The organism is Nonomuraea sp. NBC_00507, assembly GCF_036013525.1.
Lineage (GTDB): Bacteria > Actinomycetota > Actinomycetes > Streptosporangiales > Streptosporangiaceae > Nonomuraea.
In genome coordinates this window covers 7,623,165-7,645,217 of record NZ_CP107853.1, presented here as the reverse complement: position 1 = coordinate 7,645,217, position 22,053 = coordinate 7,623,165, and the positions used below count along the sequence as shown (strand labels likewise).

Below are 22,053 nucleotides of genomic sequence, written 5' to 3'. Positions count from 1 at the left end.
GGAACGCTACGCATCCGACCTCGCCAGGGAACCTCTGCGACCCGGACACCCTCGCCCTGGTACGCGCCATTGTCGGGACAGGCGGAGAAGGCGCCGGCGTATGCCGCGGGGAACGCCAACAAGAGCGTGAAGCCATACTCGAACGGGAACAGGCCCGGGGCAACCAGACCCCCGACATCGACCGCGCCACAGACGCCGTGCTCGCCCCCTCTACTCCCGAATGGGCGCGCACCCGCGCCCTCGGAGTGGTGGGCGACTCAGGTGTTCAGTGACGCGACGATCGCCATCGTGGTGTAGGCCATGGTGAAGCCGCCTCCGATCGCATCGATGGCGGCCCCGACGCTCTCCAGCACCTCGGCCAGTTTGTCTGGTGGGAGTTGGGTGAGCGCGCCGGTGGTGGGCAGCAGGTCGAGCCAATCGTCGCGGCTGTAGTACTGCTCCCAGTCGAATCGCCACTGCTCCGGCTCGCCGAACCCGGCCGTCTTCCGGATGCCGTCGGCGAACGTGGCGAACATCGCCTGGTAGATGTCCTGGGCCGGCTTCGGCGGTCCGGCGCTGAGCGGCGAGTTGGGAGCCACCTTCCGGAAGACGGTGGCGAAAGCCTCCGCGACGAAGGGCGGCGGGTCGTAGGCGTGCGCGAACACCGCCAGCAGGCCGCCGGGACGCAGCACCTGCGCCGCCTTGGCCGGGCCCGCGACGGGGTCCACCCAGTGCCAGGACTGCCCGGCGACGACCGCGTCGAAGGTACGACCGGCGGCGTCCCAGTCCTCGAACGTCGCCACCTCGACCTCGACCCCGGTGCGGCGGGCGAACTCGGCCATCCGGACGTCCGGCTCGACACCCAGAACCTTGCACCCGGCCGCCAGGAACTGACGGGCTTCTATGCCGGTGCCGCAGCCGACGTCGACGATGTCGGGGCCGGGGCTGGCGGTGATGATCTGCTGTACCAGGGCGTCGGGATAGTCGGGCCGGGCCCGGTCGTAGCGTTCGGCGTGGACCCCGAACGACTCCGCCATCTGCCTGGCTTTGTGGGGCTCGTTCCGCGGAGGCTCTGGTTGCTCCTGCACTATAGTGGGCATGCGCCCACCATAGTGGGCAGATGCCCACTCTGCCACCCGGGCAGCGGTTCGCGGTGGGCGAAGAAGGAGGAACGGGGATGCCGACTGGAGTGGCCCTCCGGGATGTGCGGCAGCAGTTGTTCGACGCCGCCGAGCGCGTCCTGCTCCGGGACGGGGCGAACGCCCTGACCAGCCGGGCGGTCACGGCGGAGGCGGCCGTCGCCAAGGGTGTCCTGCACCGGCACTTCGAGGACTTCGACGCCTTCCTCGCCGAGCTCGTGCGGGACCGCATCGCCCGGCTCGAGGGCCAGGCCGACGCCCTTCGCGGCTCCGCCGGGACCGGCACCGTCGCCGGCAACCTGACCGGGGCGCTTAGTGACCTGTTCGACGCGGTCGCCGTGGCGATCGTCGGTCTCGTCATCTTCCGGGACGAGTTGCGTGCCCGGCTGCGTCAGGCCCGGCCGGCTCCCGGTGTCCCGGTTCTGACGGATGCCGCGGCCATGATCGCCGCCTATCTGAACGAGGAGTGCGAGCTGGGCCGCATCGCGGCGGACGCCGATGTGGATGCGCTGGCGCTTTCCCTGATCGGGGCCGGGCACATGCTGTTCGCCGGCCGGGAGGGGGTCCCGCCGGAGCCTGAGGAAGTCGGCAAGGTCGTGAACGCCGTCATCGCCGATGTCGTGCAAAGACGACTGCTATGAGCGGTAACCGGACCACGTGCCCGGTCCGGAGTGCCGTCCTGCTGGTGACGAGTCCTTCCAGGAGGTTGCGGCCGAGCCTGTCGACCTCCTGGACGGTCAGCAGGTCGCCTTCGCGGATGCAGGACAGCGCGGTGAGGAGGTCGGGCCGGTCGCTGGTGGCGAGCTTGCCGCTGGCCTTCGCCTCGATGACCTTCAGGGAGATCGGATCAAGGGGCGTCGTGCTGCCGCTGGGTCTTCTGCTTGTCGGCGGCCGGGTGTCCTTGGTTGCGTTCGTCTAACGCTCGTGAGACGAACACCCGACCATGCGGGCCACCGCCGAGCAGAGTGCCCTGGCCGACCTCGTCCCCGACGGGATCGTCGACCGGTTGTGCCTGCTCGGCCCGGCGTCCGCGCTCGGAGTCAGTCATCAAGTGCCTGGTAGGTGGTGGTCCAGAAGTCGTTGATGAGCCGCATTGAATCCAGGGTGGACATCCCGACCTGGGTGAAGAGGATTCCGGTGAGCCGGTTGGTCGGGTCGGCGTAGACGGTGGTGCCGGTGCCGCCATCCCAGCCGAACTGGCCGATGGGGGCGTAGTCGCCGCGGTAGGTGCGCACCCCCATCCCGAAGCCCCAGCCGCCGTGCAACGCCTGGCCAGATGTCAGGTGGGCGATGTTCCGGTACATGGCGTCCCGGGCAGCCTCTTGCTCGGGGGTGAGGCGGTTGGTGGTCATCAGCTCCACTGCGGCTCGGGACAAGATCCGCCGGCCTTCGTGCATCCCGCCATTGAGCAGCATCTGGAAGTAGGCGCGGTAGTCGTCGACGCTGGAGACCAGCGCGCTGGCGCCCTGGAACGCCGGAGGCTGGCTGGCCCGTCCGCCTTCCGCCTCGTCCCACACGGTGAACTCGCCGGTCTGCGGGTCGGGCCCGTACAGGGGCGGCAGCCGGTCGATCTTTCCGGCGGGCACGTGGAACCCGGTGTCGGTCATGCCCAGCGGGTCGAAGATCCGCTCGCGCAGGAACGTCTCCAACGACCGGCCGGTGACCCGGGCGACCAGCACGCCGAGCACCTCGTAGCTGAGGTCGTACAGCCACCGCTGTCCGGGCTGGTACGACAGCGGCAGCTCGCCGAGGCGGCGCATCCACTCGTCCGGGTGGGGCACCGGACCGGATGCCACGCTGTAGTCGGTTGCCTTGAAGGTCGCGGCCCTGATCGGGGAATCCATCAACTCGAAATCGACTCCGAGCCCGAACGTGGAGGTCAGCAGGTCCCGTACGGTGATCGGCCGCCGCGCCGGGACCGTGTCCTCTAGCGGGCCGTCGGGCCGCGTCAGCACACGCCTGTCGGCGAGTTCGGGCAGCCACGGATCGACCGGCTCGTCCAGCCGCAGCCTGCACTCATCGAGCAGGACCATCGCCGCCGCCGTCGTGACCGGCTTGGACACCGACGCCATCCGGAAGATCGTGTCCCGGCGCATCGGCGCGCCACCCTCGGCGCGCATCGTCCCGATCGCTTCGACGTGCGTTTGGCCTCCCCGGCTGACCAGGGCGACCAGCCCGGGAATCTTTCCGGACTCGACATGGCGTGCCAGCACCTCGCGCAGCCGGCGCAGCCCCACCTCGGAGAAGCCGCTGTTGCTTTGTCCCATCATGAATCTCCTTGTCCACAGTGTTCGATCTCACGGCGGCCCTGGTGGCCACCGGCCCCCTCGAGGCGGCCATACGATGAGCGTGCACCCTGACCTAAGGTCAAGGTCAACACCTGTCGCGATCATGGGCTGACCTGCGCCGACCTCACGCGTCCCCGGGGCCTGGGCCAGAGATTGGGCAGCGGTCCGCGCGGTCCGGCGCGGTGATGGACTGGAACAGATGCGCGCTACCCTGGCCCTGTGATCGCCCGCCACCAGTACCCCAAGGTGAATGCGAAGGTCGCCGGCTACCACGGCTCGATCCCGCGCAAGGACTTCCGGGCCGTCGCCGATGCGGTGTGCGAGACCGCAGCCACCCGCGATCTGGAGGTGCGCTGAGCCGATGGCAGACGGGCTCACCATCGGTCAGGCGGCGGCGTTCGTCGGCGTCACGGTCAAGACCGTGCGGCACTATCACCGGCTCGGCCTGGTCGCCGAGCCGAAACGTGACGGTTCGGGCTACCGGCGTTATCGGTCGGCCGACCTGCTGCGGCTGATTCAGGTCCGGACGCTGGCCGAGGCCGGCGTGCCGCTGGCCGAGATCGGCGACCTGCTCGATTCCGATCCCGAACCGTTCGCCGCCGCACTGGACGACGTCCATCGTCGGCTCACCGAACGGATCGAGGACCTGATCGCGCGCCGCGACACGCTGCACCGGCTCGCCCACGGTGACCGGGCCCTGCTGCCCGACCGGGCCTGCGCGCTCTTGGACCGACTCGCCGATCTTGGCTTCAGCCCCGACTACGTGGCCACCCAACGGGAGGCTCTGGTGCTGACCCGGGCACTGGTTCCGGAGATCTTCGACAGCTTCCTGAACCGGCTCGAACACTCGCTCGACGATCCCGAGTTCGTCGAGTTGACCAAGCGCGGCGTCGATGCGATGTCCTGGGATCCCGACGACCCGCGAATCGAGGAGCTGGCGTCCGCGCTGGCCGACAAGCTGTTGGCCGACCGCGCGCTGCTGGCAACGCCGACCGGGTCTCAGAACCAGTCCGACGCCGCCGCCCGATACGGACTGATCAACCACCACCGGGAAGACCAAGCGCCAGCCATCGCCCGGTTGAACGCGCTGGTCGAGGCGAAACTGCGCGCGGCCGGCATCCACATCCCGAATCAATGACCGGCATCCAGCCACGATCGCCACTACGGCCAGCCACAAGGCGCGGTCCAAGCGTTCAACGAACCGCTCGTTAGATGAATACGCGGGCGGCCCCGCGATCCGGACGTTCAGATCTCGTCGTCGTCTTCGGCAGCGTCCGGATCGCGGGGGCCGCGCAGGTCGCGGATGGCGCCCCTCGGCGGCGACCGTCCTGCGCATGCTCCGCGACTGTGATGACGGGACCAGCACCGATCCCGATGCGGTGGGCGCGGCGGCTCGATGACCTCGCCCGTTGTCCCGGCCCGCCCACTCCAGGCTGGGAAATATGGGACGCATGCCGGAGCCAAGCGAGTCGATCCAGCCGGTGTATGAGCCGATGTACGAAGTGGTGAAGGTCGTCCGCCTGCCCGTGCCCAACGAGATCCGCGAACCGGACTGCATGATCGGCCCGAAGGCCTGGGCCAGGCGGCGGATCCGCCCTGGTCGTAGCGGGAGTCAGCCCGTGAGCTGACCGCTTGTCCCCCGTGAGAGCTACCCGCGGGTGTCCATCGCACGGTGACGACTCCGGACCCCTCGAATCCCTAGCGTTACCGGCGAACCCGCGGCGCTCCGGCCGCGGGGATCTCGCCAAGGACCCAAAGGAGTCGTCATGGGAGTTGTCCTGCGGCTGTTGAAGCAGCTCGTGGCCGTCGTGGCAGTCGCTTTCGCCGGGGGCATGGTCGTGGGCGCCGTACAGGGGAACGCGCCCCTCACCCTGCTCCTCGGCCTGGCGACGGCCGCGCTCGCGGTGTTCGTGTACGCCAGGGTGGTGCGATGGTCCGAACGCCGCCCGCCCGTGGAGGTGGCCGCGAAGGGGGCGGCGGCCGCCACCGGGCGGGGGGTGCTGATCGGTGTGGGGATGTTCGCGGCCGTCATCGTCAACATCGCCTTCCTGGGCGGCTACCGGATCGAGGGTCTGGGCTCGGTGTGGGGCGCGGTCGGGCTGTTCGGCATCATGGCCGCCGCCGCGGTGACCGAGGAGCTGCTCTTCCGCGGCGTCCTGTTCCGGATCGTCGAGGAACTCACCGGCACCTGGGTAGCGCTGACGCTGACCGGCGTGCTGTTCGGCCTGGTGCACCTGTCCAACCCGAACGCCAGCCTCTGGGGCGCGATCTGCATCGCGATCTCGGCGGGCGGCATGCTGGCCGCCGCCTACGCCGCCACCCGTACCCTGTGGCTGCCGATCGGCCTGCACTTCGGCTGGAACTTCGCCGCGGCCGGCATCTTCGGCACCGAGGTCTCCGGCAACGGCACGCCGCAGGGGCTGCTGGACGGGGTGACATCGGGGCCGGCGCTGCTCACCGGCGGCGCGTTCGGGCCGGAGGGGAGCCTGTACACGGTGGTGTTCGGCGTGTTGCTGACGATCGCGTTCATCTGGCTGGCCCGCCGGCGCGGCAACCTGGTTCCGCTGCGGCGGAGCGCCCGGGCCGGCGCGACCGCTACGCTCTCTCAGTGATCGAACTCCGGCGGGTCCCGGACCTGTGGCGGCGGTGTGACGTCACGGTCCGGGATTTACCGTTCGCGCTGCTGATGGTCGCGGTGTCCTTCGTCCCGGCGCTGTACGGCAAGGGGACGCAGGTCGGCGACCTGCCGATCCGCCCCCTCGACGCGTTCGCCGTCGTGGTGATCGCCCTGGAGGGCCTCCCCCTCGCCGCGCGCCGGCGGTGGCCGGCCGTCTGCCTCACCCTGGTGTCGCTCGGCTTCGCCCTCGACCAGATCCGCGGCTACCACGCGTTCACGGGCACCGCCCTGCCCATCGCACTCATCAGCGCGGGCGCCTATCTGGAACATCACCGGCGCGCCGCCGTACTCCTCCTCTCCGCGGCGTACGTGCCGCTGGCGGTCGCGCTCGACCTGCTCGGCGCGCCCGAACGGCCGGAGGGATTCGTGGTCTTCTACCTGACTCTGGTCCTCGCGTGGTGCATCGGGGCCTGGCTGCGCTCCACCCGGGCCGCCGAGGCCGAACGCCGCCGCCACGTCGCCGAGGCCACCCGCGCCGCCGAACGCACCCGCATCGCCCGCGAACTCCACGACGTCGTGACCCACCACGTGACGGCGATGGTCGTGCAGGCGGAGGCGGCACGCTACCTGACCGCCGCGCCCGATCGCCTCGACGCGACGCTGAGCGCCGTCACCGACACCGGCCGGCGCGCCATCACCGACCTGCGGCACCTGCTCGACCTGCTCAACCCCGACCACGACACCGACGCAAGAACGCCGTCCGTCGGCGAACTCCACACCCTCGTGGAGCAGACCCGTCAGGCCGGGCAGCCGGTGGAGTTCACTGAGCAGGGCAGGCCGGCGGAGTCGGCCGGAAGCGCCGAGTTCGTGGCCTACCGGGTCGTGCAGGAGTCCCTGACGAACGCCCTCAAATACGCCCATGGCAGCCGCACCGTAGTCCGCATGCGCTATGGCGAGAAGGAGATCACCGTGGACGTCAGCACCGAGGGATCCGGCTCGCGGGCCGGCTCTCCCGGCGGGAGCGGGCGGGGCCTGGCCGGGCTCCGCGAGCGGGTCGACGCCCTGGGCGGCGAGTTCAGCGCTGACCGGCAGGCGGGCGGCGGCTTCGTCGTTCGGGCCCGCATCCCCGCCGGGAGCCAGTCGTGACCGCCCCGGTCAGGGTGCTGATCTGCGACGACCAGGCGCTGATCCGCACTGGCTTCGCGACGATCATCGATGCGCAGCCCGACCTGGAGGTGGTGGGAGAGTGCGGGGACGGCCGCGCCGCGGTCGACCTCGCCCGCCGGCTCAACCCGGACATCGTGGTCATGGACGTGCGGATGCCGGTGCTCGACGGCATCGAAGCGACCCGCCTGCTGGCCGGCGCCGGGGTGGAGCATCCGGTCAAGGTGCTCGTGGTGACGACGTTCAACCTGGATGAGTACGTATACGAGGCACTGCGCGCCGGGGCGAGCGGGTTCCTGCTCAAGGACGCCCCACCGGCGCAGCTGATGCACGGCATCCGCACCGTCGCGACAGGCGCCGCGCTGCTGGCACCCGAGGTGACGCGGCAGCTCGTCGGCCGGTACGCGGCGCGGATCCGGCCCGCCGAGGGCACGCCGGACGACACCAGGCTGACCCGGCGCGAGCTGGAGGTCCTACGCCTCATCGCCAACGGCCTGTCCAACAGCGAGATCGCCACGACGATGGTGATCAGCCAGGAAACCGTCAAGACGTACGTGTCGCGCATCCTCACCAAGCTCGACCTGCGTGACCGCGTCCAGGCGGTGGTCTACGCCTACCGCAACGGCCTGGTGACCTGAGACACACCTCCCGAGAACCTTAATGGGCTCCGTGGCCCTGTTCGACCATCAGCGCGCGGCCGTCGGCCCCGGTACTGCATGTGTAACCGACGAGCGGGCCGAGACGACGTCGAGCAGCTTGACGAGCCGATCGAGCTGTTCCGGGTCCAGGCGGCGGGACGCGGGCGCCAGGGACTGCAGGTCGTGACGGAGGTTAGCTCCAGGGACAAACTCACCTCAAGATGACCGTCGCGCCCTGGCAAGGTTGGCAATCAGTTCGGCATGGGTCTGGTGTTCGTGCGCGATCCACGCGGGTTGACCGGGACCGCTGCGCCACGACTCGCTGAGCGGGCTGTTGTCGACGGTGTCGAACCCGAACTGATCGTACAGTCGCCTCACGAGTTCCACGGCTTCGGGAAAGTCGCTCGAGGTCGACAGCGCCAGACGGCCGGGGGTGCCCGCCGCTTTACCCGCGGTGGTGATGCGGGGAGCTGTGTCAAGCACGATCTTGCCTGCCAGCTCCTCCGCAGGCATGTCGTTGACCACCTTGAGGGGGACCGCCACGACTGCGAACTCACCGGCAGCACCAGCGCCGGCAGCGGTTGCGGCACGTGCTGAGGGGCCGAGCTCGTCAATGAGGTCTTTCACAGTCTCGGGTCCTCGTGAATTGGCAATGACGACGTCGTAGCCGTTCGCGATCGCTGCACGCGCGATCTGGCTACCGACCTCACCTGCGCCAATGATGCCGATTACGGTCATGGGTCCTTACCTCAATCTCTGGGTGAGACTATTGCGCCGTCGGCCGGCGTGGCCTCGCTCGTATGTTGTATGGAGTCGGGCAAGGACGCCGCGCCGTGTCCGGTGCCAGCGGCAGGGAAATGCTGCTGCGCTGGATCACCTTCGTGCTGCTGCGGCAGGCCTGACCTTTGTCCGCCCGGCCAGCTGGCGATCGAGGCTGCCGGGCTCGTCCGCCTGAGCGAACCGGCCAGGCACCATCTCGCCGGATGTGCGGCCATGGAACTCAGATCTGGTTCAGGCCGCCGTCGACGTACAGGCTCGAACCGGTGATGAAGCTGCTCTGCCCGGAGGCGAGGAAGGTCACGGCGGCGGCGATTTCCTCCGGGCGCCCGAGCCGGCCCAGCGGCACCTGTGTGGCCAGGTGCTGCTTGAGGCCGGCGGCCTGTTCCGGGTCAGGCGCGAGCCCCGACAGGCCCGGGGTGTCGGTCGGGCCGGGCGTGATGGTGTTGACCCGGATGCCGCGTCTTTTGAGTTCGTTGGCCCAGGTCCGGGCGAACGATCGGGTGGCGGCTTTGCTCGCCGCGTACACGCCGAACGCCTCCGCGCCGACGTCCACGTTGGTAGAGCCGTTCAAGATTACCGAGGCGCCGTCATTGAGCAGGGGCAGCGCCTTTTGAACGGTGAACAGCGTGCCCCGGACGTTGATACCGAAGAGGGTGTCGAAGTGCTCCTCGGTGACCTGGTCAAGCGGCACGAATGCGGCGACGGAGGCGTTCGCGAACAGTACGTCCAGGCCCCGTCCCCGGCTGCGGATCGTCTTGTAGAGCCGGTCCAGGTCGGTCAGGTTGGAGATGTCGCCGATCACCGCGGTAGCCGCTGAGCCGATCACTTCGACGGCCGCGTCGAGTTCGGTCTTGCGCCGGCCGGTGATGAACACATGTGCGCCCTCGGCCGCCAGCCGTACGGCACTGGCCAGGCCGATTCCGGTGCTGCCGCCGGTGACGAGGGCGGTCTTACCTTCAAGTAGTCCCATGTGAATGACCTCCTTGGACTTCTGCAGCGATCGCTGCAGAAGTCGAAAGGTAGCACTTCTGCAGCGATCGCTGCAGAAGGGGTAGGCTGCGGGGGTGGCGATCAAACAGAGCGGTCCCCTCGGCCGACCGCGGGGGTTCGACGTCGACGACGCTCTCGAGCGCGCCATGCTGGTCTTCTGGGAGCATGGCTACGAGGGGGCCAGCCTGGCCAACCTGACCGAGGCGATGGGCATCTCCGCCAAAAGCTTGTACGCAGCCTTCGGCAACAAGGAGGAGCTGTTCCGCAAGGCCCTGGAGCGCTACACCGAAGGCCCGAGCGCATACCTGGCCCGGGCCCTGGAGGAGCCGACCGCCCTCGGCGTCGCCACCGCGATCCTGGCCGGCACGGTTCGGACCACCACCCGCCCGGCCCATCCCCACGGGTGCCTGGGCGTCCAGGGCGCCCTGGCCGCCAGCGACTCTGGGGGTGGAGTCCGTGACCTTCTCATCGCCTGGCGCAACAACGGCTGCTCTCGCGTCCGGGAGCGGTTCCAGCGAGCCATCGACGACGGCGACCTGCCTCCGGAGACCGATCCGGGGCTCCTGGCCCGCTATGTCACCACCTTGGCATTCGGCATCGCCGTGCAAGCCGCGAGTGGCGTCGGCCGCGATGAACTCCAGGGGATGGCCGACGCCGCCCTACGCAACTGGCCGCTCCTCTGAGAACCACCCGACTTCGCCGCCCGGGCGCGCATCGCGTCGCGGATGCGAAGCCGAAGATTTCGGTTCACCCACGTTCTACCTGTTCGGCAACGCGTATGGCTTATCAGCCGTCCAGCCGGACGGTGACGGTGACCTGACCCGCTTCATCACGTCTGGCGACCGCATGCCCGGTGCGGTCGATCCCATCCAGCTGCAGCGATATCGGACCACCCTCGGCCAAGAAATTGCGCCACCACAGCTTGGCGTCGGGGAACTGAACGCCGATCGTGACGGTGCCGGCCGCGCGCCGGAAGGCGACAGGTGTGCTGAAAGTGCGTCCCGAGCGGCGCCCCACGTAGGTGACGACCGTGAGGCGTCTGCTGATCAGTCGGCCCCATCGAGGAGAGGAGCGCAACGTCAGGACACAGGAGTTGAAACGGCCGATCGCTCGCTTCGGAAGCGGCCCCCGGTATCGCACAGTACCTCCATCACGACGGGCATCCCTTGCTGGCCAACGTAACACCATAAGTGGAGAGCCTCGTCCGGTTGACCTAAAGTGAGAACCATGAGCGACGAGACATCTCGCATGCCGACCGTCCCCGACGCGGCCGTAGGGTTGCGCGCCGACGCGCGACAGAACCGCGACCGCATCGTGAAGGTCGCCCGCGAACTGTTCGCAGACCTCGGACTCGACGTGCCGATGGCCGCGATCGCCCGACATTCCCACGTGGGAGTCGCGACGCTCTACCGCCGTTTCCCCACGAAGGAATCGCTGGTCACCGAGGTGTTCGCCGATCAGTTCGAGGCATGCGTGTCGGTCATCGACGACGCACTGGCCGATCCGGACCCGTGGCGCGGGTTCTGCACGGCCATCGAGAAGGTGTGCTCCATGCAGGCCGCCGACCGTGGCTTCAGCACGGCCTTCATCGCAGCGTTCCCCGACGCGGTCGACGTCGAACAGGAACGTTACCGCGCCATACAGGGCTTCGCCGAGCTGACGCGACGCGCCAAGGCGACCGGGCGGCTGCGCGCCGACTTCGCACAGGACGACCTCGCCCTACTGCTCATGGCCAACGGCGGCATCATCACCGAATCCACCGAAGCGGCCCTGGCCGCGTCTCGACGACTCGTTGCCTACATGCTCAGCGCCTTCCGCGCCGAACAGGCCGAGCCCCTTCCACCACCCGCCCCACTCGACCTGCGTGACGTCCTGAACACACCGACCTCCACTCCTCGTCCCGTACCACAGGCCAGCAGGGGACCGACAGGACGTCAAGGAACCAGCGACCGGATTCCCTGAGCCAGAGCAGGCACGAAACCGCTGAGTGCTCGCTCATCGGCAGAGTCGCGCGGAAAGCGGCACATCCGTACACCTCGGTGCCATCTGCGGCGGGCGGCCTGCTCTCCCAGCACCTGGCAGCGGCTCGTCACCGTGGTGTCAATGGTGCGTCTTCTGTGCTGGCCCTCGTCCGGGTCCTAACTGGCCAGTCTCCGGAGGAGGCCCTCGAGATCGCGCTCGCCGTCGGGGGTCTGGGCACCGTGGGCCAGTCCGTCGCGGATCAGCCCTGCGGCGGTAGGGCGCATGACCTGCCCCGTCCAGGCGTCGTTCTCCCGCAGGAGCCCCTTGGCCAGATCCTCGGGCAGGATGGCGTGCTTGGCCGCCGCGATCACACCCTTGGGCAAGGCGGCGATGTTGCGGGCCAGTCGGTCAACGACCTCGTCGAGTTCGTCGGCGGGGACGGCCCGGTTGACCCAGCCGTAACGCTCCGCGGTCGCGGCGTCGTACAGGTCGGCACTCAGCACCGCCTCCAGCGCGCGATTGCGGCCGACTCTGCTGGCGAGATACTGCGTGCCCCCTCCGCCGGGCACGATGCCCATGAGGGCTTCGATCTGGCCGATCCCAGCGCGGCCGATCGCTGCGAACGTCATGTCCGCGCAGGTGACGAACTCCGCCCCGCCCCCGCGCGCCATCCCGGCGAGCTTGACGATGGTCACCTGGGGCTGGTGCCGGAGTAGTTCCCCCAGAGCCTGGAAAACGTTGACACCATCAGGAAGGTTCTGCGCCAACTTGTCCAACGCCTCTGGCGTGTCACCCAGCGACATGTCGACGTGGGCGATGAAGAACTCAGGATTGGCGCTGTCGAACACGATGACGCGCACCGAATCGTCGTCCCGTAGCGCGGTCAGCAGGTGCCGCAGGTCGCCCATCAGGGCGACGTCCAAGACGTTGACGGGTGGGTTGTCGAGGGTGACGCGGACGATGCCGGCTTCGCGGTTCACCCGCAGGGTCGGGTAGGCGTCGTTCATGGAGATCTCCGAGCGGTATCTGGTGTGCATCTAGGTTCTTGATGCATACTTACGATGCGGTGGCGGGCGACCGTCCGTCAATAACGCACTTTCGGCATCTCAAGGATCGCGAAGGATACCGATATGGCCACTCCCGAAGCCGGCCCCGCAGCGGACGTCGTCTACCGGGCCGACTGCCCCAGCCGCCCGATCCTGGACCAGATCGCCGACAAGTGGTCAATGATGGTGATGGCGGTCCTCAACGAGCCCAGGCGGTTCAATGAGATCAAGCGCCGCCTTGAGGGTGTCACCCAGCGCGTCCTCACCCAGACCCTGCGCCGCCTGGAGCGCAGCGGGATGATCGCGCGCCGCGTGCTCCCCACCTCGCCGGTCGGCGTCGAGTACTCACTCACGCCGCTCGGCGAATCGCTGCGGGAGCCGTTCGGCCGGTTGTACGACTGGACGGTCGCCAACGCAGACGAGATCCAAAGGCATCAAAGTGAGTACGACGACCGGCACATCCACAGCTGAGAACTCGACGCGCACGCGCTACACGCACGAGTTCTGGCGCATCGCGGATGAGGCTGGTGGCCGGCCACGGCATGCGTCCCGGATTTTGGATAAGAACAGCTCACGCTTCTCCAGCACCCAGGTCGCGTACACCATGCGCTCGGCGAGGGTCTCGGTCTCACCCGGGAACCTGACGCCGATCTCGCTCACCGCGACCGATGTGGCTGCGCCGGCGCGTGGAATCGGTAATCGAAACGCTCAATGACCGGCCCGGCATCGAACGTCCCGGGGCTTCCTTCGCACCGCGCAACCGCGGCTCACTGCCCAGGCGCCAGCACCGGGCTGTTGTGATAGGCGGCGATCAGCCACTGGCCGTCCCGCTTCTCGAAAACCCAGGTCGCGTTCACCTTACGCAGGTCGTCCGGAACCTCGGTCTCGCCGGCGAACAGGATGGCGGATTCGCTGACGACGATCGCGCCGTCCCTGCCGACGAAGCGGATACTGAGCTGCTTGTTGTAGGTAGAGCTGCCCTTGAGCGGCCCCTCGAAGGCCAGGGCCATGTTCTGACGGATCACGTCACGGCTGTCGCGGAGCGAGCCGGTCATGATGGCGGTCGCGTCCGCGGTGTAGTTGGCCACCATGCCGTCGGCGTCGCCGGCCTCCCACGCCTTGTAGGAATCAACCAGCACGGCCTGGATTGCGGCCTCGTCTTCCGCGCGAGTAGTCGACATCAGATTCTCCCTTGTGATCGGCTCGCCCGGGGTATTCCGGCGAACTCGTCATACATACCGGCGGCGGGGTCGGAACTCATCGCGCCTGCGGCCAAGAGATGTTGAGGCGTGCTCGGCGCACAGGGCGGGCGACGTGACGAGGCCCGGTCATCGCCCGCGCAGCTGCAACGACACCGCCTCCGCGAGCAAGCCCAAAGACGTCACCTCCATCGCGGGTAAGGGCCGATGGAGGCACCAAGGATGAGTCGACCGTCAGCGCGTCAGCGCGGCGCCCAGCAGGCGGATCACCTCGGCCTCGCCGGGGTTGACGTCGTCGCTGGATGGCGCGTGTTCGGTGATGGCTGCCCCGATGATGTCGTCCACCTGGGAGATGAGGTCGATCAGTCGCTGCGGCTGCACGCCGTTCGGCTCCGGGTAGCAGGTTGCGCCAAAGGCGGTGGGCTCCAGGACGTCGAGGTCGATGTGGACGTACACGGGGCCACGCAGACCGTCGAGTGCGCGCTCCAGGTCGTCGACGCCGTACCTGCGCAGGCCGGTTTTCGCGAGGTACTCGTGCTCGGACGCGTCACCCGCTCGCTCTCCAGCGATGATCACCTGATGTGGTGCCAGCGGATGCTCCGGGGTGAGGCCGGTCGGTCCGTCTCCGAGCAGGGCGCGCACCACCATCCCGTGGAAGGCGCCCGATGGCAGCGTCAGCGGGCTGTAGACGTCCGGGTGGGCATCGATCCACAGCACCGTCAAGGCGTCCCCATAGCGGGTGCGGGCAGCGGCGATCGGCGGGATGTCGACCGCGCAATCACCGCCAATAGTGATCACCTGGTCGTCGATGCCGGCCAGTGCCTTCTGCGTCAGCCGCTGGTTCTCCACGAGCACGTCGTACGCGCGGATCCCGGCGGACTTGTCTCCGCCCTTTTCAAGCACCGGCACCGTCACCACCGCGTCGGCCGGAACGAACTCGGCGGCGCGGCGAGCGCCGGCCATCAGCTGCGGCGCCTTGCTCGACGCCGATCCTTGCCATTGGGGTACGCAGAGCACAGTCGTCATGCGGCGACAATACGAGATGCCAGAATCAAGGGTCTAGATCAATCCCCTGGTTCATCAAGGAAATTTCCACCAGATCAGCACGATGGCAGGAAGTTATCCATAAGGCTCTCTTATCACCGCCTCGGTGCCGGACGAATCGGCGGCCGACAGCCCGGCTGACGGCGGTCGTCTCGTCGCGCAGGAAATTCCGGAGAAATCGGGCAGTACGCCTTGTTAGGGTGCCCGAATGAGTTCTCAGTTGGCCTTGCTACCGCGCTCGACACCGGCGGCTTCGGGGGTCTCGTCCCGTTCGATCGCCGCGTTGCTGGACCGGCTCGAAGCACAATCCGTCGAGCTCCACTCCATCATGGTCGTACGCCACGGTCACGTCGTGGCCGAAGGCTGGTGGGCGCCGTACTCCGCCGGGCGCCCGCATCTGCTCTATTCGCTGACCAAGTCGTTCACCTCGGTCGCGGTGGGGCTCACGATCGCCGACGGGCTGCTCTCGCTGGACGACCGGGTGGTGGACGTGTTGCCCGACCACGTTCCGGCCGACATCTCCGAGCAGGGACGCCGCATCACTGTGCACCACCTGCTGTCCATGACGGCCGGGCACAGCACGGACAGCCTCGCCGAGGCCTGGCAGCTGGAGCCGGACGACCTGGTGAAGGGCTTCCTGCGCGTGCCGTTCTCCGAGCCTGAGGGAACCCGGCACACCTACGACAATGCGACCACGTTCGTCCTGGCCCGGATGGTGGAACGGGTCACCGGCCGCAGCCTTCCGGAGCTGCTCGACGACCGCCTGTTCCAGCCGATGGGCATCGACCACGCCGAATGGGATCGGGTGGCGAGCGGTTCCGCCTTCGGATTCCACGGGCTGCACCTCACGACCGAGGCCGTCGCCGCCTTCGGCGAGTTGCTGCTGCGCGGAGGCGTCTGGGGCGACCGCAGGCTCATCCCGGGCGCATGGGTGGAGCTCGCGACCAGGCGGCACATCGAGACCCGGCAACTCGAGGACGGTTCGGCTAACCCCGACTTTCTTTGCGGGTACGGCTACCAGTTCTGGATGTCGCGGCACGGTTACCACGGCAACGGCGCCTTCGGCCAGCAATGCGTGGTCGTCCCGTCCCACGATCTCGTGGTCGTCCTCACCGCCGCCGTCGAGCAGACACACGCCCTGCCGAGCGTCCTTTGGGACAGCCTGCTGCCCGGCCTGGATGACGCGGGAAGCCCCCGGGACGACGAGATCCTCGCTGATCGGCTGCGGCGGCTGTCACTCGCGCCGGTGCCGGGTTCGGCTGCCCCTTCCCGTTCCGGTGCGGCGAGGATCGACGCCTCCGCCGAGGATTCGGCCCTGCCTGACGGAACCACGGTGGCCGTCGAGCCGGTGGACGGCGGATGGCACCTGCAACTCGGGTCGTCCCTCAAGGTCGCCGTCGGCCATGGCGAATGGCGGGAAAGCTCGCCGCTCGGCCGCCCGGTCGTCGCCGCCGGCGCCTGGCAGGGCAACACGTTCGTCGCCGACCTCTACGTCATCACCACCCCGCACCGGGTCCGGCTGGTGCTCGACGCCGGCGTGGGGACAGCGGCGGCGACGTGGAGCACCGTGCCCCTGACCAGCCCCAGCCTGGAGTTGCATCTGCGGTCGCCGCTGATGACCCGGCCCGACGTCGCCTAGGTGATGGTGACCGGGGCATCCCGTGATGCCCGGCGCCGGCACCTCCGCCACCCGATCCTCGGTGCCTACTTCTGACCGCCTTGACCACCCTTGATTATCGCGGCACCATGCGCGGCTTGAGTGTCGGCCTGATCATCGCGATGCCTCATTTGTTCACTGCAGTACGCGCCCAGGTAGGGCCGACGGCCAGGTGCTCACCCGGTCGCGGCGACAGTTCCTGGTGCCATGGGTCGGCGCAGAGGCGTTTGATGCCGGCCGTCAGATGGCGGCGGTAGGTGGTGAAGGGCAGGGCGAGGTGTTCGGCGGCCAGTTCCTGGGTGGGTGTGCCGTGCAGGAACGTGACCGACAGCGCCCGATGGAACTTGACCGAGCGGGGATCCTCACGCAGGTCGTCGATCGCCTGGCGGAGCAGGTCGCGCAGCCATCCCTCCAACCCTTGCATGCGGTCGAAGTTGTCGACGAGCAGCACCGCGTCCGCATCACGAAGCACCAGTTCGGCCTCGGCCTCGAACGCCGCCGGCGACGGCTCCGGCGTGCGCCCGTCGACCGTGGACACCGGCCGCCCGGCCAGCGTGGCCTCGTGCGCGAACCGCCGGAGCAAGGCCGACTTGCCGATGCCGCCGGGACCGTGCACGTACAGAACGCTGCAGCCACCGCCGTACAACGCCGCATGGAAAACCGCGAGCTCTTCCTCCCGCCCCACGAACACCCTCTCGCGCGCCGCTTCCAGGCGGCATCCCAGTAATCCGGAATTATTGCTACTCCCCGATGACATCCCTAATAGCTCTCCGAGCACCGGTCGATATCGCTGTTGAGTGCCGGTCCGAAATCTCGGACGCGCCGGTCGGATTGCCGGTGAGCCGGCATTCCGGAGCCCACCCCAGCCGATCGGCAATGTGCGTTGATCCCCGCCTGAATGACGCACTCGGCGCGGCCTCCGGTGGCAAGCGGGTCATCGTCGCGTGCTTGGCGACCAGCGACACGCCGTCTCAGGGCGTGAGACACGCGTGTGTTGCGCCACGGCGGAGATGGGCCTGGCTGCGATCGGACGCCCGGTCCAGGCTGCCTCGCCGGCGTCATGGAGCCTCTCTCTCCTGGGAAACGACCGGGGCTGAAGACGGAGAGGGACGGAGAGTGCGGAAGAACTCGATGACGTCGTGGGCCAACAGGTCGGGTTCTTCGTGGGCGGCGAAGTGTCCACCGCGGGGCATGGGCGTGTAGCGCGTGATGTTGTAGGTGCGCTCGGCCCAGCTCCGTGGGGGCCGGCTCAGGTCTGCGGGGAACAGGGCGACGGCTGTGGGCACCCTCACCCGCTCCACACGTCTGGTCAGGCCGTGGGCGTACTCGTAGTAGGGCCTGAAGGACGTCGAGATCGTGCCGGTGAACCAGTAGAGGGAGGCCTGGGTGAGGATGAAGTCGTCGCTGAAGCGCGAGGACAGGTCGCCTCCGCTGTCGCTCCACGCACGGTACTTCTCGACGATCCAGGCGAGCAGGCCGGCGGGCGAGTCGGCCAGGCCGTGGGCCAGGGTGAGGGGGCGGGTGTTCTGCTGGTGCTGGTACGCGCCTTCCTGTGCCTCCCAGGCCGCCACGGAGGCGAGGTGGGCCCGCTCCTGCGGGGTGAGGCCGTCCGGGTCGTAGTCGGCCGGTGCTGCCACGGCCAGCAGGTGGATGCCGACCAGCGCCTCGGGGTGGGCCTCGGCGAGCCGTGAGGTGACGCCGGCGCCCAGGTCCCCGCCGTGCGCCGCGTACCGCTCGAAGCCGAGTTCGTCGCGCATCAGCCGGTGCCAGAGGTCGTGTGTCTGCTGCGCATCCGTGAGCGTGGGCCGCTGGGGCGAGAAAGCGAATCCGGGCAAAGAGGGAACGATCACGGTGAAGGCGTCCTCGGCTGCTCCTCCGTACCGGGATGGGGTGGACAACCGGTCGGCGAGGGGGATGAGTTCGAGGAAGGAGCTGGGCCAGCCGTGCGTGAGGATGATCGGCAGCGCGTCCGGGTGCTCGCCGTCGAAGCGAAGGTAGTGCACCGGTGTTCCGTCGAGGTCCGCGAGATGTGACGGGAGGGCGTTGATGGCGGCTTCGTGGGCGCGCCAGTCGTAGCCGGAGGCCCAGTACGCGACGAGGCGGCGGAGTTCCGCGGTGTCGGTGCCGGCCTCCCAGCCGTTCACAGGCCAGGGCTGGGGCCATCGCGTGGCCGTCAACCGAGCGCGGAGCTCGTTCAGTTCTGCGTCACTGACCGTGATCATGGGTGTGTTGCTCGGCATGGAGTTCTCCTTGGTGTGGTGCGTGTGCCGGCGTTGGTCGCCCTCTCTTCAGCCGCGGTCTCGCGCAGCCGCGGATCAACGGCGGCAACCGCGTTCACGCGTCCCGTCCGGTGAGCGACAGCGACGGGCTTTCGTCGGTGCCGGCCCGTGGCCATCCCCCGACCTCACTCTTCCGGACGCTACGCCTGCTTACACGCACCCGCCGTGCGCGAATCGGCACGCGGCGCGGGCGCGGCGTGCCGAGCGGCCTACCGAGGCTTCCTGTTCCGGCTCGGCGTACCTCGCAACAGCGTGCGCCTGGGCTGGGTGGTCATGAAGACGAGGTCATCCGGGGCATCGAGGTGATGAGGGAGGGAGCATGGCTAAGGCGGTGGCGGCCGTCTCCCGGCGGCACCGGCTCATACGGGCTTGGAGTCGTCGCCGGGGACGCCGCTGCCCTCGTACGAGTCGAGGTTCTCGACCAGATCGAGGATTTCGGGGTGGTCGGTGAACCGGTCGCTGTGCACCTGGGCGATCTTGTCGCCGATCTCGGGGTCGGGGTCGTCGGTGAGATCCAGGAGACCATGTTGGCCGCGAGCGGCAGACCGATCGCGTCGATCTGGCGGTGCAGCGGGTCGTACATGTACGTGCGGTAGGCGTCGATGTCCTTGAGCGCGTACATGGCGCCGTAGTGGAACTCGCCGCCGAAGTCACGGCCGACCACGAAGAACTCGACGGCGTCGATGTCGCCGAGCTTGCGCATCAGGTCGAGCGCGTGCTGGACCTGGTCTTCGGGAGCGTCGGGCTTCATGGCGATGCGAACCTGGTGGTAGATCATGGCGGTTCTCCTCCGAACGAACCTTGATGCAATGACTTGTTGCATTGAGGGACTGTAGGATCAACGATCCTCGTAACACAACCATCTGTTGCCTTAATTCCCCGCTTAACGCACCCAGAAGTTGCATCTAGCAGTGGCGCCGCTCTAACCTGGCCGTGTGCCAGGAGAACCGCCGCAAGACGTTCAGCCTCTGTACGCCGACGCCGCCACAGTTCGGCCGGGCGGCCGGACGGCGCGCGTGCGCGAAGCCGTCATCGATGCCACCATCGCGGAGTTGAGCGAGGTCGGCTACGCCGCGCTGCGCGTCGATGCGGTGGCCGAGCGCGCTGGTGTCAACAAGACGACGATCTACCGCCGCTGGGGCAACAAGGTCGGCCTGGTGTCCGCAGCCCTCATAGAGCGCCGTGGCCAGTTGGTCCCGCCCGCCGACACCGGCAGCCTGCGCGGGGATCTCATCGAGCTGCTCAACGAAATCCGGCTCGGCCTCAGCGTCCCCTGGGTCGTCGCGCTGCAGCGCGAAGCCGGGCCGCGCACTGCCGCGAATGCCGACCTGTACGAACTCCTCGACAGGTTCTGGCCGGCCCGATTCAAGGTCTCGGGAGTTCTCTTCGAGCGCGCCCGCGAACGCGGCGAGCTACCCGCCGACACCGACCCGGACTTCCTGCTGGAGATGATCTCTGGGCCGCTCTACTTCCACTGGCTCATGCTCGGCCATCCGCTGGAGGACGACTTCCTCGAGCGGGTGGCCGGCTTCATTCTCCATGGCGCACAGGCCAGACTGCCGGGCGCAGGGGCGTCGGAGAGCGGCGGCATGTAGTTCTGCCGCTCAGGTCCTTGAGCGGAAATGCCGGATGCTTCGCACGCCAGCCCGCATCGTCCTGTCGCTTGACCTGCTCACCGGACAGCGTTGCTGGAAGCAAGGCGGGAGGCCGTGGGGGCGGGGATGTGGTGGCGGCTCGGGCTGGCCCAGCACCGGCATGTTGGAGTAGGCGAGGATGGACTTGAGATGCTGCTGAGCGGTTCGGTCAGGACGCACTGGCCGGAGCCGACGCAGAGGTCGGTGTCGGCTGTGATCCGCATCATGTCCTGCTCACCAGGTGACCGGGAGTTCGTGAACGCCGTAGATGACGGCGTCGGTCTTGAACGCCAGGTCCTCGACCGGTACGGCGGGCCGCAGGGTGGGGATGCGGCGGAACAGCGTGTCGAAGACGATCTGCAGTTCCATCCGGGCCAGGTTCTGGCCGAGGCACTGGTGCGGGCCGAAGCCGAAGGCGAGGTGATGGCGGGCCCCGCGCTCGACATCCAGGTCGGCCGGGTCCTTGAACGCCGCCGGGTCCCAGTTGGCCGACAGGCCGGAGACGATGACGCCCTCGCCGGCCTTGATGCTCACCCCGCCGATCTGCACGTCCTCGGTGGCCAGCCGGGAGGTGACCCCGTCGGCGATGGAGAAGTAGCGCAGCAGTTCCTCCACGGCCATGGGCGTCCTGCCCGGGTCGGCCTTGACCAAGGCCAGTTGCTCCGGATGGGAGAGCAGCCCGACCACGCCGAGCGAGATCATGTTCGCGGTGGTCTCGTGTCCGGCGGTCAGCAGCAGGAACGCCAGGCTCACCAGGCCCGAGTGGTCGAGGGCGCCCTGCTGGCGTTGCCGGGCGATCTGCCGGCTGAACAGGTCGTCGCCGGGTTCGGACTCCTTGCGGGTGAGCAGGTCGTCGACGTAGGCGCGCAGTTCGGCGAGGGCTCGCCGGCGGTCTTCCAGCGAGGTCGGGCGCACCATCATGGTGGTGCGGCTTTGGAAGAAGTCGTGGTCGGTGTAGGGGACGCCGAGCAGTTCGCAGATCACCAGGGAGGGCACCGGCAGGGACAGCGCCTGCACCAGGTCGACCGGCCGCTGGTCGGTGGCGAGCATGTCGTCGATGAAGTGGTCGACGATGTCCTGGATCCGCGGGCGTAGCGCGGCCAGCCGCTTCACGGTGAACTCGCCGATCACCGGGCGGCGGGCCGCGGAGTGTTCCGCGCCGTCCATGCCGAGCATCAACGGCGGCTGGCTGCGGAGCTGCTGCAGGGTCGCCGCATCGAGGGTGAAGAGCGGGAAGCCGTCCTTGCGCTTGTCGGAGGAGAAGCGGCCGTCGGCGAGGACGGCGCGGGCCTCCTCATGTCCGGACACCCACCACGCTTCGCCGCCGCTGGTCAGGCGCACCTTGCTGATCGGCGCCTGCTCGCGCAGCCGCTCGTAGGCGGCGGGCGGGGCGAACGGGCAGCCCCGCTCGACCGGCAGTTCCAGGCCGGCGAGTTCGCCGGCGACGTTCTTCGTCATGAATGACCCCCTAGTAAGAGATCTGGTTGAGTTTGCGCGGGGCTGTTCGGGCTTGTTCTGCGGTGAACACCGACGGCGGAACAGCCGCGGCTGACCAGGCACCGCGTCTGGCTTCCTCCCGAGGGTGAGCGGGGTCGTGGATTCGATGCGGGTCAGTTCGTTGGGGTTGCGAACGTAGT

General features: G+C 68.5%; 27 protein-coding genes. 12 read left to right on the top strand and 15 right to left on the bottom strand.

Annotated elements, in window-relative coordinates:
* Positions 1 to 257 precede the first annotated feature (257 nt).
* Positions 258 to 1,079: a class I SAM-dependent methyltransferase gene (locus OHA25_RS36715; RefSeq protein WP_327581505.1), complete on the bottom strand. Its 822-nt coding sequence runs from the start codon at positions 1,077 to 1,079 to the stop codon at positions 258 to 260.
* A gap of 77 nt (positions 1,080 to 1,156) precedes the next feature.
* Here OHA25_RS36715 and OHA25_RS36710 point away from each other — a divergent pair, with 77 nt between their 5' ends.
* A complete protein-coding gene (locus tag OHA25_RS36710; protein WP_327581504.1) occupies positions 1,157 to 1,759 on the top strand; it encodes a TetR/AcrR family transcriptional regulator in 603 nt (200 codons plus the stop codon).
* Here OHA25_RS36710 and OHA25_RS36705 read toward each other — a convergent pair.
* From OHA25_RS36705 to OHA25_RS36695, 3 genes are read right to left on the bottom strand one after another with little or no spacing between them, the layout of a single operon-like run.
* The gene (locus OHA25_RS36705; RefSeq protein WP_327591090.1) at positions 1,725 to 1,946 is read right to left on the bottom strand and encodes a recombinase family protein; all 222 of its coding nucleotides are present in this window, start codon (positions 1,944 to 1,946) and stop codon (positions 1,725 to 1,727) included. The two genes, OHA25_RS36710 and OHA25_RS36705, sit on opposite strands and share 35 nt — an antisense overlap.
* Before the next feature lie 19 nt (positions 1,947 to 1,965).
* Complete coding sequence (locus OHA25_RS36700; RefSeq protein WP_327581503.1) at positions 1,966 to 2,166, bottom strand: hypothetical protein; 201 nt, start codon at positions 2,164 to 2,166, stop codon at positions 1,966 to 1,968.
* Positions 2,159 to 3,385, bottom strand: coding sequence for a serine hydrolase domain-containing protein (locus tag OHA25_RS36695; protein ID WP_442942221.1), 1,227 nt, complete (start codon positions 3,383 to 3,385; stop codon positions 2,159 to 2,161). Before OHA25_RS36695 ends, OHA25_RS36700 begins: the two co-directional genes overlap by 8 nt.
* Positions 3,386 to 3,625: 240 nt before the next feature.
* On the opposite strand from OHA25_RS36695, the gene OHA25_RS36690 reads away from it, so the two are divergent.
* From OHA25_RS36690 to OHA25_RS36665, 6 genes are all read left to right on the top strand, one after another.
* Positions 3,626 to 3,763, top strand: a complete 138-nt coding sequence (locus OHA25_RS36690; RefSeq protein WP_327581501.1) for a hypothetical protein — start codon at positions 3,626 to 3,628, stop codon at positions 3,761 to 3,763.
* Positions 3,764 to 3,767: 4 nt separating this feature from the next.
* Positions 3,768 to 4,544, top strand: coding sequence for a MerR family transcriptional regulator (locus tag OHA25_RS36685; protein WP_327581500.1), 777 nt, complete (start codon positions 3,768 to 3,770; stop codon positions 4,542 to 4,544).
* Positions 4,545 to 4,857: 313 nt separating this feature from the next.
* On the top strand, positions 4,858 to 5,034 hold the full coding sequence (locus OHA25_RS36680; protein ID WP_327581499.1) for a hypothetical protein: 177 nt from the start codon (positions 4,858 to 4,860) through the stop codon (positions 5,032 to 5,034).
* 138 nt (positions 5,035 to 5,172) lie between these two features.
* Positions 5,173 to 6,018: a CPBP family intramembrane glutamic endopeptidase gene (locus tag OHA25_RS36675; RefSeq protein WP_327581498.1), complete on the top strand. Its 846-nt coding sequence runs from the start codon at positions 5,173 to 5,175 to the stop codon at positions 6,016 to 6,018.
* Positions 6,015 to 7,169 carry a sensor histidine kinase gene (locus OHA25_RS36670; RefSeq protein WP_327581497.1) on the top strand — a complete coding sequence of 385 codons (1,155 nt, stop codon included), beginning with the start codon at positions 6,015 to 6,017 and terminating at the stop codon, positions 7,167 to 7,169. The genes OHA25_RS36675 and OHA25_RS36670 overlap by 4 nt, the downstream gene beginning before the upstream one ends.
* On the top strand, positions 7,166 to 7,825 hold the full coding sequence (locus OHA25_RS36665; RefSeq protein WP_327581496.1) for a response regulator transcription factor: 660 nt from the start codon (positions 7,166 to 7,168) through the stop codon (positions 7,823 to 7,825). Before OHA25_RS36670 ends, OHA25_RS36665 begins: the two co-directional genes overlap by 4 nt.
* Before the next feature lie 216 nt (positions 7,826 to 8,041).
* On the opposite strand, the gene OHA25_RS36660 is transcribed toward OHA25_RS36665, so the two are convergent.
* Together OHA25_RS36660 and OHA25_RS36655 are read right to left on the bottom strand one after the other, a co-directional pair.
* Entirely contained in the window at positions 8,042 to 8,563 is a 522-nt protein-coding gene (locus tag OHA25_RS36660; RefSeq protein WP_327581495.1) for an NADPH-dependent F420 reductase, read from the bottom strand.
* A gap of 262 nt (positions 8,564 to 8,825) precedes the next feature.
* Positions 8,826 to 9,575 carry an SDR family oxidoreductase gene (locus OHA25_RS36655; RefSeq protein ID WP_327591089.1) on the bottom strand — a complete coding sequence of 250 codons (750 nt, stop codon included), beginning with the start codon at positions 9,573 to 9,575 and terminating at the stop codon, positions 8,826 to 8,828.
* 94 nt (positions 9,576 to 9,669) lie between these two features.
* Between OHA25_RS36655 and OHA25_RS36650 the strand changes: the two genes are divergently transcribed.
* On the top strand, positions 9,670 to 10,278 hold the full coding sequence (locus OHA25_RS36650) for a TetR/AcrR family transcriptional regulator (RefSeq protein WP_327581494.1): 609 nt from the start codon (positions 9,670 to 9,672) through the stop codon (positions 10,276 to 10,278).
* Between the two features lie 103 nt (positions 10,279 to 10,381).
* Here OHA25_RS36650 and OHA25_RS36645 read toward each other — a convergent pair whose 3' ends face one another.
* Positions 10,382 to 10,612, bottom strand: a complete 231-nt coding sequence (locus OHA25_RS36645) for a hypothetical protein (protein ID WP_327581493.1) — start codon at positions 10,610 to 10,612, stop codon at positions 10,382 to 10,384.
* A gap of 210 nt (positions 10,613 to 10,822) precedes the next feature.
* On the opposite strand from OHA25_RS36645, the gene OHA25_RS36640 reads away from it, so the two are divergent.
* On the top strand, positions 10,823 to 11,557 hold the full coding sequence (locus OHA25_RS36640) for a TetR/AcrR family transcriptional regulator (protein ID WP_327581492.1): 735 nt from the start codon (positions 10,823 to 10,825) through the stop codon (positions 11,555 to 11,557).
* Between the two features lie 176 nt (positions 11,558 to 11,733).
* Here the strand turns inward: OHA25_RS36640 and OHA25_RS36635 are convergent, their stop codons facing one another.
* Positions 11,734 to 12,594 carry an enoyl-CoA hydratase/isomerase family protein gene (locus OHA25_RS36635; RefSeq protein ID WP_327581491.1) on the bottom strand — a complete coding sequence of 287 codons (861 nt, stop codon included), beginning with the start codon at positions 12,592 to 12,594 and terminating at the stop codon, positions 11,734 to 11,736.
* 93 nt (positions 12,595 to 12,687) lie between these two features.
* Between OHA25_RS36635 and OHA25_RS36630 the strand changes: the two genes are divergently transcribed.
* A complete protein-coding gene (locus tag OHA25_RS36630; RefSeq protein WP_327581490.1) occupies positions 12,688 to 13,074 on the top strand; it encodes a winged helix-turn-helix transcriptional regulator in 387 nt (128 codons plus the stop codon).
* A gap of 18 nt (positions 13,075 to 13,092) precedes the next feature.
* On the opposite strand, the gene OHA25_RS36625 is transcribed toward OHA25_RS36630, so the two are convergent.
* From OHA25_RS36625 to OHA25_RS36615, 3 genes are all read right to left on the bottom strand, one after another.
* On the bottom strand, positions 13,093 to 13,263 hold the full coding sequence (locus OHA25_RS36625) for a hypothetical protein (RefSeq protein WP_327581489.1): 171 nt from the start codon (positions 13,261 to 13,263) through the stop codon (positions 13,093 to 13,095).
* A 107-nt stretch (positions 13,264 to 13,370) separates the two neighbouring features.
* Positions 13,371 to 13,784 (bottom strand): SgcJ/EcaC family oxidoreductase, encoded by a 414-nt coding sequence (locus tag OHA25_RS36620; protein ID WP_327581488.1) that lies wholly within the window; start codon positions 13,782 to 13,784, stop codon positions 13,371 to 13,373.
* Positions 13,785 to 14,036: 252 nt separating this feature from the next.
* The gene (locus OHA25_RS36615; RefSeq protein ID WP_327581487.1) at positions 14,037 to 14,828 is read right to left on the bottom strand and encodes an arginase family protein; all 792 of its coding nucleotides are present in this window, start codon (positions 14,826 to 14,828) and stop codon (positions 14,037 to 14,039) included.
* Positions 14,829 to 15,054: 226 nt separating this feature from the next.
* Between OHA25_RS36615 and OHA25_RS36610 the strand changes: the two genes are divergently transcribed.
* Complete coding sequence (locus tag OHA25_RS36610) at positions 15,055 to 16,485, top strand: serine hydrolase domain-containing protein (RefSeq protein ID WP_327581486.1); 1,431 nt, start codon at positions 15,055 to 15,057, stop codon at positions 16,483 to 16,485.
* 145 nt (positions 16,486 to 16,630) lie between these two features.
* Here OHA25_RS36610 and OHA25_RS36605 read toward each other — a convergent pair whose 3' ends face one another.
* From OHA25_RS36605 to OHA25_RS36595, 3 genes are all read right to left on the bottom strand, one after another.
* The gene (locus OHA25_RS36605; protein WP_327581485.1) at positions 16,631 to 17,188 is read right to left on the bottom strand and encodes an ATP-binding protein; all 558 of its coding nucleotides are present in this window, start codon (positions 17,186 to 17,188) and stop codon (positions 16,631 to 16,633) included.
* A gap of 373 nt (positions 17,189 to 17,561) precedes the next feature.
* Entirely contained in the window at positions 17,562 to 18,743 is a 1,182-nt protein-coding gene (locus tag OHA25_RS36600) for an epoxide hydrolase family protein (RefSeq protein ID WP_327581484.1), read from the bottom strand.
* A gap of 310 nt (positions 18,744 to 19,053) precedes the next feature.
* Complete coding sequence (locus OHA25_RS36595; RefSeq protein WP_327581483.1) at positions 19,054 to 19,560, bottom strand: Dabb family protein; 507 nt, start codon at positions 19,558 to 19,560, stop codon at positions 19,054 to 19,056.
* Positions 19,561 to 19,798: 238 nt separating this feature from the next.
* Between OHA25_RS36595 and OHA25_RS36590 the strand changes: the two genes are divergently transcribed.
* A complete protein-coding gene (locus OHA25_RS36590; protein WP_327581482.1) occupies positions 19,799 to 20,377 on the top strand; it encodes a TetR/AcrR family transcriptional regulator in 579 nt (192 codons plus the stop codon).
* Between the two features lie 273 nt (positions 20,378 to 20,650).
* Here OHA25_RS36590 and OHA25_RS36585 read toward each other — a convergent pair whose 3' ends face one another.
* Entirely contained in the window at positions 20,651 to 21,874 is a 1,224-nt protein-coding gene (locus tag OHA25_RS36585) for a cytochrome P450 (protein ID WP_327581481.1), read from the bottom strand.
* Between the last annotated feature and the right edge of the window lie 179 nt (positions 21,875 to 22,053).